This window comes from Dactylosporangium sp. CA-139066, from assembly GCF_050936175.1.
Classification (GTDB): domain Bacteria; phylum Actinomycetota; class Actinomycetes; order Mycobacteriales; family Micromonosporaceae; genus Dactylosporangium.
On record NZ_JBNJNH010000002.1, the window covers coordinates 1,217,151 to 1,233,353 of the forward strand.

Below are 16,203 nucleotides of genomic sequence, written 5' to 3' on the forward strand. Positions count from 1 at the left end.
TCCAGGCGTTCGTCTACTCCGGGTCGGCGACCGCGACCAGCGCCGGTCGCAGTAGCCGCTCGCCGAGGAGGTAGCCGCGGCGCATCACGTCGATGCACGTCGGCTCGGTGACCTCGGCCGAGGTCAGGTGGGCCACCGCCTCGTGGACGGTCGGGTCGAACGGGTCGCCCTTGGCCCCGAACACGGTCAGCCCGAACTTGGTCAGCGCGGCGTTGAGCTGCTCCGCCACCGACCCGAACGGCCCGACCAGGTCGCCGTGCTCGCGCGCCCGGTCGAGGTCGTCGAGGATCGGCAGCAGCGCGCCCAGCACGTTGGCGCTGGCCTGCTCGACGACCAGCGCCCGGTCGCGGTCGACCCGCTTGCGGTAGTTGGCGTACTCGGCGGTGACCCGCTGCAGGTCCCGCGTGCGCTCGTCGAGGTCGGTGCGCAGGGCCGCCAGCTCCGCGCCCAGCCCGTGCTGGTGCGCGTCGTCGGTCGTACCCTGCGCCGCCGCCTGGTTTGGTCCTTCGCCGGCGGCCGGGGCGTGGACCGTGAACTCCTCGTCCACGATCTCGCCCTCGACCGGCTTCTCTTCTTCCGGCTCCGCAGTGGCCTCGGCCGTCACGTCGGTCTCCTCGACCGCTTCGACGGCCTCGGCCTCGGGCGCCTCCGGCGCGGCCGGCTCCTGAGCATCCGTCACTTCTTGTTGTCCTCGTCGATGATCTCGGCGTCGACGACGTCCTCCGGCCCGTTGCCGCCGGGGTTCGCGCCGGTGCCCGCGCCGCCCGCCGCGCCCGTGGCGCCACCGGCGTCACCGGCCGCCTGCTGGCGCTGCTGCTCGTACAGCGCGCTGCCGGCCTGCTGCGAGACCTGGGCGAGCTTCTCGTGAGCCGCCTTGATCCGCTCGGTGTCGTTGCCACCGAGCGCGCTGCGCAGGTCGCCCAGCGCCTCGTTCATCTGCTCGCGGGAGTCGGCCGGGATCTTGTCGCCGCTCTCGGCCAGGAACTTCTCGGTCTGCCACTGCAGGGCCTCGGCGAGGTTGCGGGTCTCGGCCTCCTCGCGGCGGCGCTTGTCCTCGTCGGCGTGGTCCTGCGCGTCGCGCATCATCCGCTCGATGTCGTCCTTCGGCAGCGCCGAGCCGCCGGTGATCGTCATCGACTGCTCCTTGCCGGTGCCCAGGTCCTTGGCGGACACGTGCACGATGCCGTTGGCGTCGATGTCGAAGGTGACCTCGATCTGCGGCACGCCACGCGGCGCCGGCGGGATGCCGGTCAGCTCGAAGGTGCCGAGGCGCTTGTTGTACGCCGCCATCTCCCGCTCGCCCTGGAAGACCTGGATGAGCACGGAGGGCTGGTTGTCGTCCGCGGTGGTGTACACCTCGGAGCGCTTGGTCGGGATGGTCGTGTTGCGCTCGACCAGCTTGTGCATGATGCCGCCCTTGGTCTCGATGCCCAGCGACAGCGGGGTGACATCGAGTAGCAGGACGTCCTTGACCTCGCCCTTGAGCACGCCGGCCTGCAGGGCGGCGCCGACGGCGACGACCTCGTCCGGGTTGACGCCCTTGTTGGGCTCCTTGCCGGTGAGCTGCTTGACCAGGTCGGTCACGGCCGGCATACGGGTCGAGCCGCCGACGAGGATGACGTGGTCAAGCTTCGACACGTTGATGCCGGCGTCCTTGATGGCCGACTCGAACGGCACCTTGGTGCGGTCGAGCAGGTCCTGCGTCATCCGCTGGAACTCCGAGCGCGACAGCTGGGTGTCGAGGTGCAGCGGGCCGTCGGGGCCGGCCGTGATGTACGGCAGGTTGATCGACGTCGTGGTCGCGGCGGACAGCTCGATCTTGGCCTTCTCGGCCGCCTCGCGCAGTCGCTGCATGGCCATCTTGTCGGCCGACAGGTCGATGCCGTGCTGGCCGCGGAACGTCTTGACCAGGTGGTCGATGACCCGCTCGTCCCAGTCGTCGCCGCCGAGGTGGTTGTCGCCGGAGGTCGACTTGACCTCCACGACGCCCTCGGCCAGCTCCAGGACGGAGACGTCGAAGGTGCCGCCGCCGAGGTCGAAGACCAGGACGGTCTGCTCCTTGGAGCCCTTGTCGAGCCCGTACGCCAGGGCGGCCGCGGTGGGCTCGTTGACGATGCGCAGCACGTTGAACCCGGCGATCTCGCCGGCCTCCTTGGTGGCGGTGCGCTGCGCGTCGTTGAAGTATGCCGGCACGGTGATGACCGCGTCGGTGATCTGCTCGCCCAGGTAGGCCTCGGCGTCGCGCTTGAGCTTCATCAGGACCCGCGCCGAGATCTCCTGCGGGGTGTACTTCTTACCGTCGATGTCGATGGCCCAGTTGGTGCCCATCTCCCGCTTGACGGAGCGGATGGTCCGGTCCGGGTTGGTGACGGCCTGCCGCTTGGCGACCTCACCGACAAGGACCTCGCCGTTGCGGGCGAACGCGACGATCGAGGGCGTCGTGCGCGCACCTTCGGCGTTGGCGATGACGCTGGGCTCGCCGCCCTCCAGGACACTGACCACCGAGTTGGTGGTTCCGAGGTCGATGCCGACCGCACGTGCCATAGCTGCTTGACCTCCATGGGGCAGTCGGCGTTGGCCGCCGGCCGCGAAGTTGAGTGACTGTCACTCAATAGTGCCACGCAACGCTCGATCGTCAAGTGGAACCTTGAGCCTGTATGACGCAACTCCATCCGGGCCCGGGTGATTCCCACGTGTGATTGCACTCCGTCGCATCGATGGTCACGCGCATTCCGTAGCGCTGACGAGCCGCATCGGGCACGCTTTACCCGTGACCACACAGGGCGAGTCGGTGGACGCCCGGTCGACGGCTCCAACCCCTTCGGGGGATGGCGCGTCGGCCGGTCGTCCACAGCGCATTCATCCTGTCGTAGCCCAGCGCCAACCGGACCAGCCGCTGGCCGGCGCCCTGGTGGACCTGCGCGACACCGTCCGGGACACCCGGTTCGCCCTGCCGCTGCCCAGCGCCGAGCGGGCCGGCACCGTGGCCGGCGCCATGGTCGCCCAGCTCGACGACTATCTGCTGCCGCGGCTGGAGCGGCTCGACGCGCCGCTGCTCGTGGTGGTCGGCGGCTCGACCGGCGCCGGCAAGTCCACGCTGGTCAACAGCCTGGTCCGCACGCCGATCAGCCCCGCCGGGGTGCTGCGCCCGACCACCCGGGCCCCGGTCCTGGTCTGCCACCCGGCCGACATGGCCTGGTTCTCCCGGGCCAACCTGCTGCCGTCGCTGACCCGCACGACCGGGCCGAGCACCGACCCGCGGTCACTGCAGGTCGTCTCCGCCCCGGCGCTGTCGCCCGGGCTGGCGCTGCTCGACGCGCCCGACATCGACTCGGTCGTGGACGCCAACCGCCAGCTGGCCGGGCAGCTGCTGGCCGCCGCCGACCTCTGGCTGTTCGTCACCACCGCCTCGCGCTACGCCGACGCCGTGCCGTGGACGCTGCTGCAGACCGCCCGCAACCGGGGCACCGCCGTCGCGCTCGTGCTCGACCGGGTGCCCAGCGGCGCGGCCGACGAGATCGGCCCGCACCTGACCCAGATGCTGCGCGACCACGACCTCGGCGGCGTGCCGCTGTTCGTGCTGCCCGAGACCCGCCTGGACAGCCAGGGCCTGCTGGGCGAGAACCAGATCGCGCCGCTGAGCGACTGGCTGGGCCGGCTCGCCCGCGACGCCGAGGCCCGGGCCGCGGTCGTGCGCCAGACCGTCGGCGGCGCGATCGACGCGCTCACCGTCGACGTCGTGATCCTGGCCGCGGCCGCCGACGAGCAGGTCACGGCGGCCAGGGCGCTCGGCGAGGCGGTCCACGTCTCCTACCGGGCGGCCACCGAGTCGGTCGACAAGGGCATCCACGACGGCGCGCTGCTGCGCGGCGAGGTGCTCGCCCGCTGGCAGGAGCTCGTCGGCACCGGCGACATCATGCGCGCCCTGCAGGCCCGCGTCGGCAAGCTGCGCGACCGCGCGGTGGCCGCGTTCACCGGCCGCCCGGCGCCCGGCGAGCAGTTCCAGCAGGCCATCGGATCCGGGCTGGCGGTGCTGCTCAAGGGCTCCGCCACCGACGCCGCGGAGCGGGCCGGCACCGCCTGGCGGGCCCACCCGGCCGGCGCCGCCCTGCTGGACGCTGCCCCCGGCCTGGTCCACCCCTCCGACGACCTCGACGAGCGCATCGACCGGCTCATCCGCGACTGGCAGCGCTCGGTGCTGGAGCTGGTGCGCACCGAGGCCGGCGACCGGCGCGTGGTCGCCAAGGCCAGCGCCTATGCGGTCAACGCGACCGGCCTGCTGGTCATGGTCGGCGTCTTCGCCTCCACCGCGTTCATCCCGACCGGCGCCGAGATCGCGGTCGCCGGCGGCACCACGATCGCGGCCCAGAAGGTGCTCGAGGCGATCTTCGGCGACCAGGCCGTGCGCTCGCTGGCCGAGCGGGCCCGGCGCGCGCTGACCGAGCGGGTCGCCGCGCTGTTCGACGCCGAGGCCGGCCGTTTCCGCGCCGCGCTCGCCGGCGCCGGGGTCGACGAGGAGCTGTCGCCGCGCCTGCGGGCCCTGAGCGTCGCCATCCACAACGCGCGGCCCGAGGTTGACGAATGAGTCTGGTGGAGCGGATCAAACAGGTGGTACCGCGGCAGCCCCGCCCGATCGACGCGGACCTGCTCAACACCCGGGCCGAGGCGCTGCGCCGGTTCGTCGCCGCGGCCGAGGGCCACGTGCCCGAGGACCGGCTGGTGACGCCCCGCACCGTGATCGACCGCGCCGGCGAGCGGCTCGCGCTCTCCCGCGCGCACACCGTCGTCGCGCTGGCCGGCGCGACCGGCAGCGGCAAGTCCAGCCTCTTCAACGCGCTGGCCGGCTTTCAGCTCTCCCGCGTCGGGGTGCGCCGGCCCACGACCGGCGTCGCGCACGCCTGCGTCTGGGGCCAGGCCGGCGCCACGCCGCTGCTGGACTGGCTCGGCGTGCCGCCCAACCGGCGCTTCACCCGCGAGAGCGCGCTGGACGGCGAGGACGAGGCGGCCCTGCGCGGGCTGGTCCTGCTCGACCTGCCCGACTTCGACTCGATCGAGGCCCGGCACCGCCTCGAGGTCGACCGCCTGCTGCGCCTGGTCGACCTCGTGATCTGGGTGCTCGACCCGCAGAAGTACGCCGACCGCGTGGTCCACCAGCGGTACCTCGCCCAGTTCCAGCGCCACCGCGACGTCACCGTGGTCGTGCTCAACCAGGCCGACCGGCTCAGCCGCGCGGACTCCGAGCGGCTCGTGGCCGACCTGCGCCGCCTGCTCGAAGCCGACGGCCTCGGCGGCGTGCCCGTGTTCCCGACCTCGGCGAAGGGCCAGCCCGGCCTGGCCACCCTGCGCAGCGGCCTCGAGCGCGCCGTGGCGGCCCGGGCGGCCGCGCTGGTGCGCCTCAACGGCGACATCACCCAGGCGGTCGCGGACCTGCGGCCACTGGTGACTTCAAGCTCCAAAACCTCCGCGACGGTACCGCGGGAAGCAGTCAACAACCTCGCCCGCGCACTCGGCGACGCGGCGGGCGCCCCGATCGTGGCGGAGGCGACCGAGCGCAGCTACCGGCACCGGGCCACCGGCACGCTGGGCTGGCCGCTGCTGCGCTGGGCCCGCCGCCTGCGCCCCGACCCGCTGCGCCGGCTGCACCTGCAGGCCGGCCCGGTCGCGCGCCCCGAAGCCTCCTCCCTGCCGGAGTCCACCGCGGCGCAGAAGGCCGCCGTCGCCCTCGCCTCCCGCGAGGTCGCCGCGGTCGCGTCGGCGGGCCTGCCCGAGCCGTGGCCGGCCGCCGTCGCCGTCGCGTCGCGCTCGCGGGTCGACGACGTGCCCGACGCGCTCGACGTCGCCGTCGCCTCGGCCGACCTGGGCGTCGACCACAAGCCGGCGTGGTGGCGCCTGGTCGGTGCCCTGCAGTGGCTCGGCGCCGCGGCCGCGCTCGGCGGCCTGGCCTGGCTGGCCGTGCGGGCGCTGTTCGCGCTGCTCGGCCTGCCCAACGTCGAGGGCCCGACGGTCGGGGCCGGCATACCGCTGGCCACCGTGCTCCTGGGCGGCGGCCTGCTCTTCGGCCTGCTGCTCGCGGTCGTGGTCCGCCCCTTCGTCGCGATCGCCGCCCGCCACGCCCGGGCCCGCGCCGAGCGCCGCCTGCGCGAGTCGATCGCCGGCGTGGCCAACACGCACATCGTCACGCCGGTGCAGGAGGTGCTGCGCTCGTACGATGACGCGCGTGAAGCCCTCGCCGCCGCCTCCGCCTAGGATCACCCGGTTCGCCCGGCCGGTGCGCCGGCTCGGTTTCGCCGGGCTCGGACTGGTCAACCTCGGGTGGGGAGCCTGGGCCGTCGTCGCGCCCGCGCACTTCTTCGCCACGTTCCCCGGGTTCGGGCTGCACTGGACGGCGAGCTACCCGCCGTACAACCAACATCTCACCGTCGATCTGGGCGCAACCATGCTGACGCTGGCGCTGCTGTTCGCCGGCGCCGCGATCGCCGACCGCCCCGAAGTGAGCTGGCTGGCCGGCCTCGCGACCGCGCTCTTCGGGACGCTGCACTTCGGATACCACGCGCTGCACGCCGGGCACATGGGCACCACCGATCGGGTGCTGAGCCTGTTGAGCCTGGTTGCCGGCGCGCTCGCCCCGCCGGCCCTGGCCGCGACCCACCACCTGGAGAAGACTGGCTGATGGACCTGCACTACCTGCGGGAGCACCCCGCCCAGCTCCCCGTCTTCATCAAGCACCAGCGGATCCGTGAAACGCCGGTGCCGGGCGGGTCGATCTGCACCGCCCAGCGGCTCACGCTCGACGACGGCGGCTCGGTGTTCGCCAAGTCGCTCGCCGACCCGCCCGAGGGCTTCTTCGCCGCCGAGGCCGCCGGCCTGCGCTGGCTGCGCGCGGCGGGAGCGGTTGCCGTACCGGAAATCTATGCCGAGCTGCCCGACATGCTGGCCCTGGAGTGGATCGACCACGGCGAGGCGACCCCGGCGGGCGCGGAGGATCTCGGCCGCGGGCTGGCCCGGCTGCACCGCTCGGGCGCGGAGGCGTTCGGGGCGCCCTGGCCGGGGTACATCGGCACGCTCCCCCTGCCCAACGAACCTTCGTCGCTGCCGTGGGGCCAGTGGTTCGCGCGGTTCCGGCTGCGGCCGTTCCTGCTGGCCTCGACCGAGGCGCTCACCACCGACGACATCGCCGAGGTCGAACGGGTGACGGAGCACATCGACTCGTACGGCGGGGACGAACCCCCATCGCGCATCCACGGCGACCTCTGGCCCGGCAACGTGCTGTGGGACCGCCACGGCCGGGGCTGGCTCGTCGACCCGGCCGCGCACGGCGGGCACCGCGAGACCGATCTGGCGCTGCTCGGACTGTGGGGCGCGACGCCGCATTACGATCGGCTGCTCTCCGCCTACCAGGAGGAATGGCCGCTCGCCGACGGGTGGGAGGAGCGAAGGGCGCTGCACCGGCTGTACCTCATGCTGGTCCATACCGCCCTGTTCGGCGCCCAGTACCGCGACTCGGTACGATCCCTGCTTCGTGCGCTCTGAGTCGCGAATGCGATTTCGGGTACGGTTCGAACCATGACCCATTCGGCTCCGCTCGAGCCTCCGGGGGCCGGACTGGCCGACCGGCATGGACGCGTGGCGACCGACCTGAGGGTCTCGCTCACCGACCGGTGCAACCTGCGCTGCACGTACTGCATGCCCGCCGAGGGCCTCGACTGGCTGCCCAACCCGTCGCTGCTCACCGACGCCGAGGTCGTGCGCCTCATCGACATCGCCGTGCGCCGGCTCGGCATCACCGACGTCCGCTTCACCGGCGGCGAGCCGCTGGTGCGCCGGGGCCTCACCGAGATCGTCCGCGCCGTCGCCGGACTGCCCCGCCGCCCGCGCATGATGCTCACCACCAACGGCATCGGCCTGGCCCGCCTCGCCGCCCCGCTGGCCGCCGCCGGCCTGGACCGGGTCAACGTCTCGCTCGACACCACCGACCCGGCCCGGTTCAAGGAGCTCACCCGCCGCGACCGCCACGCCGACGTGATCGCCGGCCTGGCCGCCGCCGCCGACGCCGGCCTGGTGCCGGTGAAGATGAATGCGGTACTCCTGCGCGGCGTCAACGACGACGAGCCCGTCGAGCTGCTGCGCTTCGCGCTCGAGCGCGGGTACGAGCTGCGCTTCATCGAGCAGATGCCCCTCGACGCCGGCCACACGTGGCGGCGCGAGGAGATGGTGACCGGCGCCGACATCCTGTCCCGCCTCCGCTCGGCCTACTCGCTGCTCCCCGATCCGGACGCCCGCGGCGGCGCCCCCGCCGAGACCTGGCTGGTCGAGGGCCACACCGGCGTCGGCGGCGGCCCGGCCAAGGTCGGCGTCATCGCGAGCGTGTCGAGCCCGTTCTGCGGCGCGTGCGACCGCACCCGCCTGACCGCTGACGGCGCCATTCGCTCCTGCCTGTTCAGCCAGGACGAGACCGACCTGCGCGGCGCGCTCCGCTCCGGCGCGACGGATGAGGAGCTCGCCGACCTGTGGCGCAAGGCGATGTGGGCCAAGCCGGCCGGGCACGGCATCGACGATCCGCGCTTCCTGCAGCCGGCTCGCCCGATGTCCGCGATCGGAGGCTGACGCCGTGTCCCACTCGCCGCGGCGCTGTTCACCCCAATCGGAAGCTGACGCCGTGTCCCACCTGCCGACCCCCGCTGCGGCGCTGTTCACCGCGATCGGAGGCTGACGCCGTGTCTCATCCGCGCCGCGCCCTTCCGCCGACCCCCGCCCCGCGATGGGAGGCTGGCGCCGTGTCTCACCCGCGCCGCGCCCTCCTGCCGACCCGCACCGCGGGCCGCCGGCCTGGCTGGCGACCCGCGACGTTCACCGTGATCGGAGGCTGACCGCTCAGTGCTGCTGGTCCGCTACTTCGCCGGGGCCCGCGCGGCCGCCGGACTGCCCGAGGAGAAGGTCGAGGCGGCGACGCTGGGCGACCTGATCGCCGCGATCACCGCCGACCGCCCGCGCCTGGCGCCCGTCCTCACCGCCTGCTCCTTCCTGGTTGACGGCGCCTCGTGGCGGGACCGCGAGGCCGCTCTTCCGCACACCGCCACGGTCGACGTGCTGCCCCCCTTCGCGGGCGGCTGAGCCGGTGATCTTCGCCCTGCTCGCGGTGGTGCTGGTCCTGGTGGGCGCCATCCACTGGTACCTCTGGAAACGCCTCGTCAAGGACACCACCCGTACCCGTCGCGCGCGCCGGATCGGCACGGTCGTCGCGGTGCTGCTGGCCCTGGTCATCCCGGCGACGCTGGCCCTGTCGCGGACGCTGCCGCACTCCCGGCAGCCGCTGGTGGCGTGGCCCGGCTTCCTGTGGCTGGCGGTGATGTTCTACCTGCTCGTGACGCTGCTGCTCCTGGAGATCCCGCGCCTGGCGATCCGCCTCTGGCAGCGCCGCGCCGGTTCGCCCGCGCCCAGCGAGACCGCCGGTTCGGACTTTTCTCCCGACGACGGAAATGTCGGAAATGTCCCTCGCGGAGCGGGGGACATTTCCGCAAACGCCGCACCTTCGGGAGACGCCGCACCTGCCGCGAATTCCGCGCGCAGCGCCGCCCTCGGCGAGACCGCGCTGGCCAGCGAGGCGCCGTCGCCGGCCGCGGCGGACGGGTTCGACGCTTCGCGGCGGCTGCTGCTCGGGCGCTCGCTCGCCGTCACCGCCGGGGTGCTGTCGGCGAGTGCCGTGGGCATCGGGGCGTACCAGGCGCTGGGCGCGCCCGAACTCAAGCGCGTCCCCATCCGGCTGGGCAAGCTGCCGGCGAGCATGGACGGGTTCCGCATCGCGGTCGTGTCCGACATCCACCTCGGGCCGCTGCTCGGGCGGGCGCACACCGAGCGGATCGTGCGGATGATCAACGGGGTCGACGCCGATCTCGTGGCCGTGGTCGGGGATCTCGTCGACGGCAGCGTGGCCGAGCTCGGGGCGGCGGCCGAGCCGCTGCAGGACCTGCGCGCCAAGCATGGCAGCTTCTTCGTGACCGGCAACCACGAGTACTTCTCCGGCTGGCGGGAGTGGGTCGACGAGGTCAACTCGCTCGGGGTGCGGGTGCTGCGCAACGAGCGGGTGGAGATCCTCGGGCTCGACCTCGCCGGGGTCAACGACGCGACCGGGGCGAGCGCCGGCGACGGGCCCGACTACGGCAAGGCGCTCGACGGGCGCGACGCCGGCCGGCCCGTCGTGCTGCTCGCGCACCAGCCGGTCCAGGCCCGCGAGGCGGCGAAACACGGCGTCGACCTGCAGCTGTCGGGGCACACGCACGGCGGGCAGATGGTCCCGTTCAACCTGCTCGTCGGACTGCAGCAGCCCGTCGTCGCGGGGCTGGGCAAGGTCGACGGCATGCCGGTGTACGTCACGCGCGGTGCCGGGTTCTGGGGGCCGCCCGTCCGCTTCGGGGCGCCGCCGGACATATCGATAGTCGAGCTTCACGGCGCGTAACCGGCGTCACCTGGGGCGCCTGTGGCAGGATGCAGCGTGCCCACGAACGTCGCCCCCGACTCGTTCGTCGCGGACCTGCACATCCACTCGCGGTACTCCCGGGCGTGCAGTCGCGACCTCAGCATCGAGACGCTCACCTGGTGGGCGCGGCGCAAGGGCATCGCCCTGCTGGGCACCGGCGACTTCACCCACCCGGCGTGGCACGACCACCTGCGCGAGGCGCTGGTCCCGGCCGAGCCGGGGCTCTACCGGCTGCACCCCGACCGCGAGGCCGACATCCTGCGCCGGCTGCCGGCCCGGCTCGGCGTGGCCGACCAGGCCGTGCGGTTCATGCTCTCGGTGGAGATTTCCACGATCTACAAGCGCGGCGACCGTACCCGCAAGGTGCACCACCTGATTTACCAGCCGGACTTCGACGCGGTCGGCCGCTTCAACACGGCGCTCGGGCGCATCGGGAACCTCGGCTCCGACGGGCGGCCGATTCTGGGGCTGGACTCCCGCGACCTGCTCGAGATCACGCTCGAGGCGAGCCCGGACGGGTTCCTGGTGCCGGCCCACATCTGGACGCCGTGGTTCTCCGCGCTCGGCTCGAAGTCGGGCTTCGACGCGATCGCCGACTGCTACGCCGACCTGGCCGAGCACATCTTCGCCGTGGAGACCGGGCTGTCCTCCGACCCGGAGATGAACTGGCGGGTGTCGTCGCTGGACAAGTACCGCCTGGTGTCCAACTCCGACGCGCACTCCGCGCCCGCGCTGGCCCGGGAGGCCACGGTGCTGCGGGGCGACCTGTCGTACACCGGCGTCCGCGACATGCTGCGCACCGGCGACGGGCTGGTCGGCACGCTGGAGTTCTTTCCCGAGGAGGGCAAGTACCACGCCGACGGCCACCGCGCGTGCGACGTGAACTGGCCGCCCGCGCGCACCCGCGAGGCGCAGGGGCGCTGCCCCGAGTGCGGCAAGCCGCTCACCGTCGGCGTGCTGCACCGCGTCGAGGAGCTGGCCGACCGGCCCGAGGGCTACACGCCGCCGGGGGCGCCGGGGGTCACCCACCTCATCCAGCTGCACGAGATCCTGGGCGAGATCAACGGGGTCGGGCCGAAGTCGAAGACGGTCGACGAGAAGCTCGCGGCGCTGGTGGCCGAGCTCGGGCCGGAGCTGTCGATCCTGCGCGACGTGCCCGTCGAGGACGTCGCCCGGGCCGGCGGGGAGCTGCTGGGCGAGGGCATCGCGCGGCTGCGCCGGGGCCAGGTGCAGCGCACGCCCGGGTACGACGGCGAGTACGGCGTGATCCGCCTGTTCGAGCCCTCCGAGCTGCGGGGGAGTGTGCAGGAGGACGTGCTGTTCGAGGTACCGATGCCGGCTCTTCCCAAGCAGCGCAAAGCGGAAGCGGCCCCGAAACCGCAGGCACGACGGCGCCGGGCCCAGCCCGCCGAGGCGGCGCCCCCGCCTCCGCCCATCGCGCCCCCGCCCTCACCCCACGAGCCGCTCGAGCCCATGCTCGCCGGCATGGAGGAGGTCGGGACCGGCCTGCTCGACCGGCTCGACGCGCTGCAGCGGGTGGCCGCCTCCGCGCCCGGCGGGCCGCTGCTGATCGTCGCCGGGCCGGGCACCGGCAAGACCCGGACGCTGACGCACCGCATCGCCTACCTGTGCGCCGAGCTCGACGTGTTTCCCGAGGAGTGCCTGGCGATCACGTTCACGCGGCGGGCCGCGGAGGAGCTGCGGGAGCGGCTCGAGGTGCTGCTCGGGCCGGTGACCGAGGCGGTGACGGTCTCCACGTTCCACGCGCTGGGCCTGTCGATCCTGCGCGAGAACGCCGCCGCGGTCGGGCTGACGCCGCAGTTCCGCATCGCCGAGGAGGCGGACCTGCTGGCCGCGCTCGAGCCGCTGCCGGAGCGCGAGGCGCGTAAGGCGCTCGCCGCGATGGAGCCGGCGACGAAGGAGTCGCTGACCAAGGCGCTGCGGGCGCGCGACCTGGTGTCGCTGGACGAGCTGCTCACGCTGACGGTGCAGCTGCTGAGCGAGACGCCGGCGCTGGTCGAGCGCTACCGGGCGCGCTGGCAGTGGATCTTCGTGGACGAGTATCAGGATGTCGACCCGGTGCAGTACGAGCTGCTGCGCCTGCTCTGCCCGCCGGGCGGCAACCTGTGCGCGATCGGCGACCCCGACCAGGCCATCTACGCGTTCCGCGGCGCCGAGGTCTCCTTCTTCCTGCGCTTCACCGGCGACTTCTCCACGCCGGAGGTCGACGCCCGGGTCGTGCGGCTGACCCGCAACTACCGCTCGTCGGCGCCGATCCTGGCCGCCGCGGTGCAGGCGATCGCCCCGACGACGCTGGTGCCGGGCCGCCGCCTCGACCCGGCGCGACTGGACCTCGAGGCGCCGATGGTCGGGCTGTACCCGGCCGCCTCCGTCGCCGACGAGGCCGACTTCGTCGTGCGGACCATCGACGAGCTGGTCGGCGGCCTGTCCCATCGCTCCCACGACGGGCGGGTCGACTCCCGCGCGGCCGTCGGCGCCATGTCGTTCTCCGACATCGCGGTGCTGTACCGCACCGACGCCCAGGCCGCCCCGATCGTCGACGCGCTGAGCCGCGCCGGCGTGCCGGTGCAGAAGCGCTCGCACGACCGGCTGCTCGACCGCCCCGGCGTCGCCGCGATCGCCCGCGAGCTGCGCAGCGCCCTCGGCCTCGGCGGCTCGATCGCGGCCCGGGTGCGCCTGGCCGGCCAGGTCGTCGCCGGCCGCTGCGGCCAGCTGGACAGCGACGTGATCGGCCTGAGCGAGGCCGACGTCTGGAACGCGGTCGACCTGATGACCCCGCTCGCCCTGCGCGCCCAGTCCGACCTGGACGAGTTCCTCGGCGCGCTGGCCACCGGCGCGGAGGTCGACGGCTGGGACCCGCGCGCGGACCGGGTGAACCTGCTCACGCTGCACGCCTCGAAGGGCCTCGAGTTCCCGGTCGTGTTCCTGGTCGGCGTCGAGGACGGGCTGCTGCCGCTGCGCGCCTACGCCGGCGCCCGGCAGTCCGAGGACGACGTCGCCGAGGAGCGCCGGCTGTTCTTCGTCGGGCTGACCCGGGCCCAGGATCGGCTATTTGTCTCTCACAGCCGGAACCGGTTCCGGCACGGCTCGGAGCGCGAGATGGCGCCGTCGCCGTTCCTCACCGCGATCGATCCGGGCCTGCTGGAACGCCGCGGCCCGGCCGCTCCGCGCAAACCGAAGGACCGGCAACTTCGGCTGATCTGAACCCGGATTGGCGTGGATCCGTGAGGCCAAGGGGGGGCGGGGTGGAGCTACCGTAGCTGCATTGACGCCGATAGGCTCACCACGCCGACCACCGGCCGAGGACCAGGAGGACATCATGTCGGGTTACGGACCGCCGGGCGGACCGTACCGGGGTCAACCTCAGGACCCATGGCAGCAAGGCGGTCAGCAGGACCCCTATGGCCAACCGGACTCCGGCCAGCCCTCATGGGGCCAGCAGGACCCGTATCAGGGCGGCGGCCAGGGCGGGGGCTACGGCGGCGGCCAGGGCGGCGGAGGCTACGGCCAGGGCGGCGGGGGCGGCTACGGCGGCCAGGGCGGCGGCTACGGCAACCAGGGCTACGGCAACCAGGGTGGCTACCCCGACCAGGGCTACGGCCAGGGCGGCGGGGGCGGCTACGGCGGCGGCCCCGGCTACGACGACCGGCGCGGCGGGGGCGGCTACGGCGACGACCGCACCTACCAGCAGACCGGCGGCTACCGGCCGTATGACGACGAGCCGCCCGGCTACAACGACGAGCCCCCGTGGGGCGGCGCGCCGTCCGAGCCGCCGAAGAAGAAGCGCTCCGGCGGGGCGGCGGTGCTGGTCGGCATCCTGGTTCTGCTGCTGCTCGGCGGCGCCGGCGCCGGCGTCTACTACTTCGTGTCGAAGGACAAGAAGGACACCCCGGCGGCCTCGCCCGGCGGCAGCGGCAGCAAGGGCGCCTCGGCGCCGGCCGGCAACGCCTCGGGCGCGCCGAACGGCAACCCCTCGACCAAGCCGAGCGGCACCGGCATCCAGGCCGGCGACGCGGCAACGGTCAAGGTCGGCGAGTGCCTGAAGAACGTCGGCTCCGACGACAAGCCCCAGATGCAGAAGACGGACTGTGCCCCGGGGGCGTACGAGGTGCTCAAGCGCATCCCGTCGACCAAGGACACCACCAAGTGCAAGGGCACGCAGGGGTACACCCACGACTACTTCTTCGACAGCCAGAACGACTCCCAGGACTTCGTGCTCTGCCTCAAGCTGCACAGCTGAGCACGGTCACCTCGCACGGCCCGGGCGCCTGCCCGGGCCGTTGTGTTTTTACCGACCCCCTTGCACGGGTCCCCGAACGGGGTGTAGTACATTAGTTCGAGCCCGCCATCGAACGCGTGTTCGGTAGTATTCGATGGCGCCTTATAAGGCTTTCTTGTGTGCACCCTAGAAAGCCGTAGATGGACCACGACGACACGCCGTAGAGCTTCCTCTACGGGGTTCTAGCCTGCGCGCTAGAAAGCCCGATACTGTGCGATTCGTGGATCCGGTTCGCAACCCTTACGCGCCCGGCGCCGGGCAGCGCCCGCCCGAGCTCGCCGGTCGCGACCGTGAGCTGCACGCCTTCGAGGTGGTGCTGGAGCGGATCGCGCGCGGCCGGCCCGAGCGTTCGCTCATGCTCACCGGCCTGCGGGGCGTCGGCAAGACCGTGCTGCTCAACACGCTGCGCTCCGAGGCCATCTCGCACCTGTGGGGCACCGGCAAGATCGAGGCCCGCCCCGACCAGCCGCTGCGCCGCCCGGTCTCCGCCGCCCTGCACATGGCGATCCGCGAGCTGGCGCCGCACCACCGCGCCCCGGACCGCATCGACGAGTTCCTCGGGGTGCTCAAGGCGTTCGCGCTGCGTGAGGACCCGCGCAAGCCGCCGTCGAAGCTGCGCGACCGGTGGCAGCCCGGCATCGACGTGCCGGCGGCGACCGGCCGGGCCGACTCGGGCGACATCGAGATCGACCTGGTCGAGCTGTTCACCGACGCCGCGAGCGTGGCCACGGACGTCGGCACCGGGGTCGCCCTGTTCATCGACGAGCTGCAGGACCTGGCGGCCGACGACATCTCGGCGCTGTGCGCGGCCTGCCACGAGCTGTCGCAGACGGGCGCGCCGCTCATCGTCGTGGGCGCCGGCCTGCCCCACGTCCCGGCGCTGCTGTCCGCCTCCAAGTCGTACTCGGAGCGCCTCTTCCGCTACCAGCGCATCGACCGCCTCGACCGGATCGCGGCCGACCTGGCGCTCACGGCGCCGGCCGAGCGGGAGGAGGTCGAGTACGAGCCGAAGGCCCTCGACGCCCTTTACGAGGCGTCCGGCGGGTACCCGTACTTCGTCCAGGCCTACGGCAAGGCCACCTGGGACCACGCCCCGCGCTCGCCGATCACCGCCGCCGACGTGCGCGTCGCCGCCCCCGAGGCCGAGGCGGAGCTCGCGGTCGGGTTCTTCGGCTCGCGCTACGAGCGCGCGACGCCGGCCGAGCGCGAGTACATGCGCACGATGGCCGCGTTGCTGCCCGCCGTCGACGTCTCGGAGGCGGTCGCCACCTCGGAGATCGCCAAGACGCTGGGCCGCCGCCCGGCCAGCCTCTCCCCGGCGCGCGACGCCCTGATCAAGAAGGGCCTGATCTACTCGGGCGAGCGGGGCACGGTCGCGTTCACGGTGCCCCACTTCGCCCGGTATCTGCGCACCCAGCCGGCCGAGTGA

12 protein-coding genes are annotated in these 16,203 nt (G+C 73.2%); 10 read left to right on the plus strand and 2 right to left on the minus strand.

Features of this window, described 5'->3' with window-relative positions:
- Positions 1-13: 13 nt before the first annotated feature.
- Together grpE and dnaK are read right to left on the minus strand one after the other, a co-directional pair.
- Positions 14-679, minus strand: coding sequence for a nucleotide exchange factor GrpE (gene grpE / locus ACQEVU_RS50430; RefSeq protein WP_433337564.1), 666 nt, complete (start codon positions 677-679; stop codon positions 14-16).
- Entirely contained in the window at positions 676-2,544 is a 1,869-nt protein-coding gene (gene dnaK, locus ACQEVU_RS50435) for a molecular chaperone DnaK (protein WP_433337566.1), read from the minus strand. Before dnaK ends, grpE begins: the two co-directional genes overlap by 4 nt.
- Positions 2,545-2,770: 226 nt before the next feature.
- Here dnaK and ACQEVU_RS50440 point away from each other — a divergent pair, with 226 nt between their 5' ends.
- The 10 genes from ACQEVU_RS50440 to ACQEVU_RS50485 all read left to right on the plus strand — a co-directional run bounded on the left by ACQEVU_RS50440 (position 2,771) and on the right by ACQEVU_RS50485 (position 16,203).
- Entirely contained in the window at positions 2,771-4,585 is a 1,815-nt protein-coding gene (locus ACQEVU_RS50440; protein WP_433337568.1) for an ABC transporter, read from the plus strand.
- Positions 4,582-6,246, plus strand: a complete 1,665-nt coding sequence (locus ACQEVU_RS50445; protein ID WP_433337570.1) for a GTPase — start codon at positions 4,582-4,584, stop codon at positions 6,244-6,246. The genes ACQEVU_RS50440 and ACQEVU_RS50445 overlap by 4 nt, the downstream gene beginning before the upstream one ends.
- Positions 6,218-6,670 (plus strand): hypothetical protein, encoded by a 453-nt coding sequence (locus ACQEVU_RS50450; protein ID WP_433337572.1) that lies wholly within the window; start codon positions 6,218-6,220, stop codon positions 6,668-6,670. The genes ACQEVU_RS50445 and ACQEVU_RS50450 overlap by 29 nt, the downstream gene beginning before the upstream one ends.
- On the plus strand, positions 6,670-7,530 hold the full coding sequence (locus tag ACQEVU_RS50455) for a fructosamine kinase family protein (protein ID WP_433337574.1): 861 nt from the start codon (positions 6,670-6,672) through the stop codon (positions 7,528-7,530). The genes ACQEVU_RS50450 and ACQEVU_RS50455 overlap by 1 nt, the downstream gene beginning before the upstream one ends.
- Before the next feature lie 33 nt (positions 7,531-7,563).
- Positions 7,564-8,604 (plus strand): GTP 3',8-cyclase MoaA, encoded by a 1,041-nt coding sequence (moaA, locus tag ACQEVU_RS50460; protein WP_433337576.1) that lies wholly within the window; start codon positions 7,564-7,566, stop codon positions 8,602-8,604.
- Between the two features lie 270 nt (positions 8,605-8,874).
- Positions 8,875-9,111: a MoaD/ThiS family protein gene (locus ACQEVU_RS50465; protein WP_433337578.1), complete on the plus strand. Its 237-nt coding sequence runs from the start codon at positions 8,875-8,877 to the stop codon at positions 9,109-9,111.
- Positions 9,112-9,115: 4 nt separating this feature from the next.
- The gene (locus tag ACQEVU_RS50470) at positions 9,116-10,453 is read left to right on the plus strand and encodes a metallophosphoesterase (RefSeq protein WP_433337580.1); all 1,338 of its coding nucleotides are present in this window, start codon (positions 9,116-9,118) and stop codon (positions 10,451-10,453) included.
- A 21-nt stretch (positions 10,454-10,474) separates the two neighbouring features.
- Positions 10,475-13,699, plus strand: coding sequence for a UvrD-helicase domain-containing protein (locus ACQEVU_RS50475; RefSeq protein ID WP_433337582.1), 3,225 nt, complete (start codon positions 10,475-10,477; stop codon positions 13,697-13,699).
- 115 nt (positions 13,700-13,814) lie between these two features.
- Positions 13,815-14,735 (plus strand): LppU/SCO3897 family protein, encoded by a 921-nt coding sequence (locus ACQEVU_RS50480; RefSeq protein WP_433337584.1) that lies wholly within the window; start codon positions 13,815-13,817, stop codon positions 14,733-14,735.
- A gap of 259 nt (positions 14,736-14,994) precedes the next feature.
- A complete protein-coding gene (locus tag ACQEVU_RS50485) occupies positions 14,995-16,203 on the plus strand; it encodes an ATP-binding protein (protein ID WP_433337586.1) in 1,209 nt (402 codons plus the stop codon).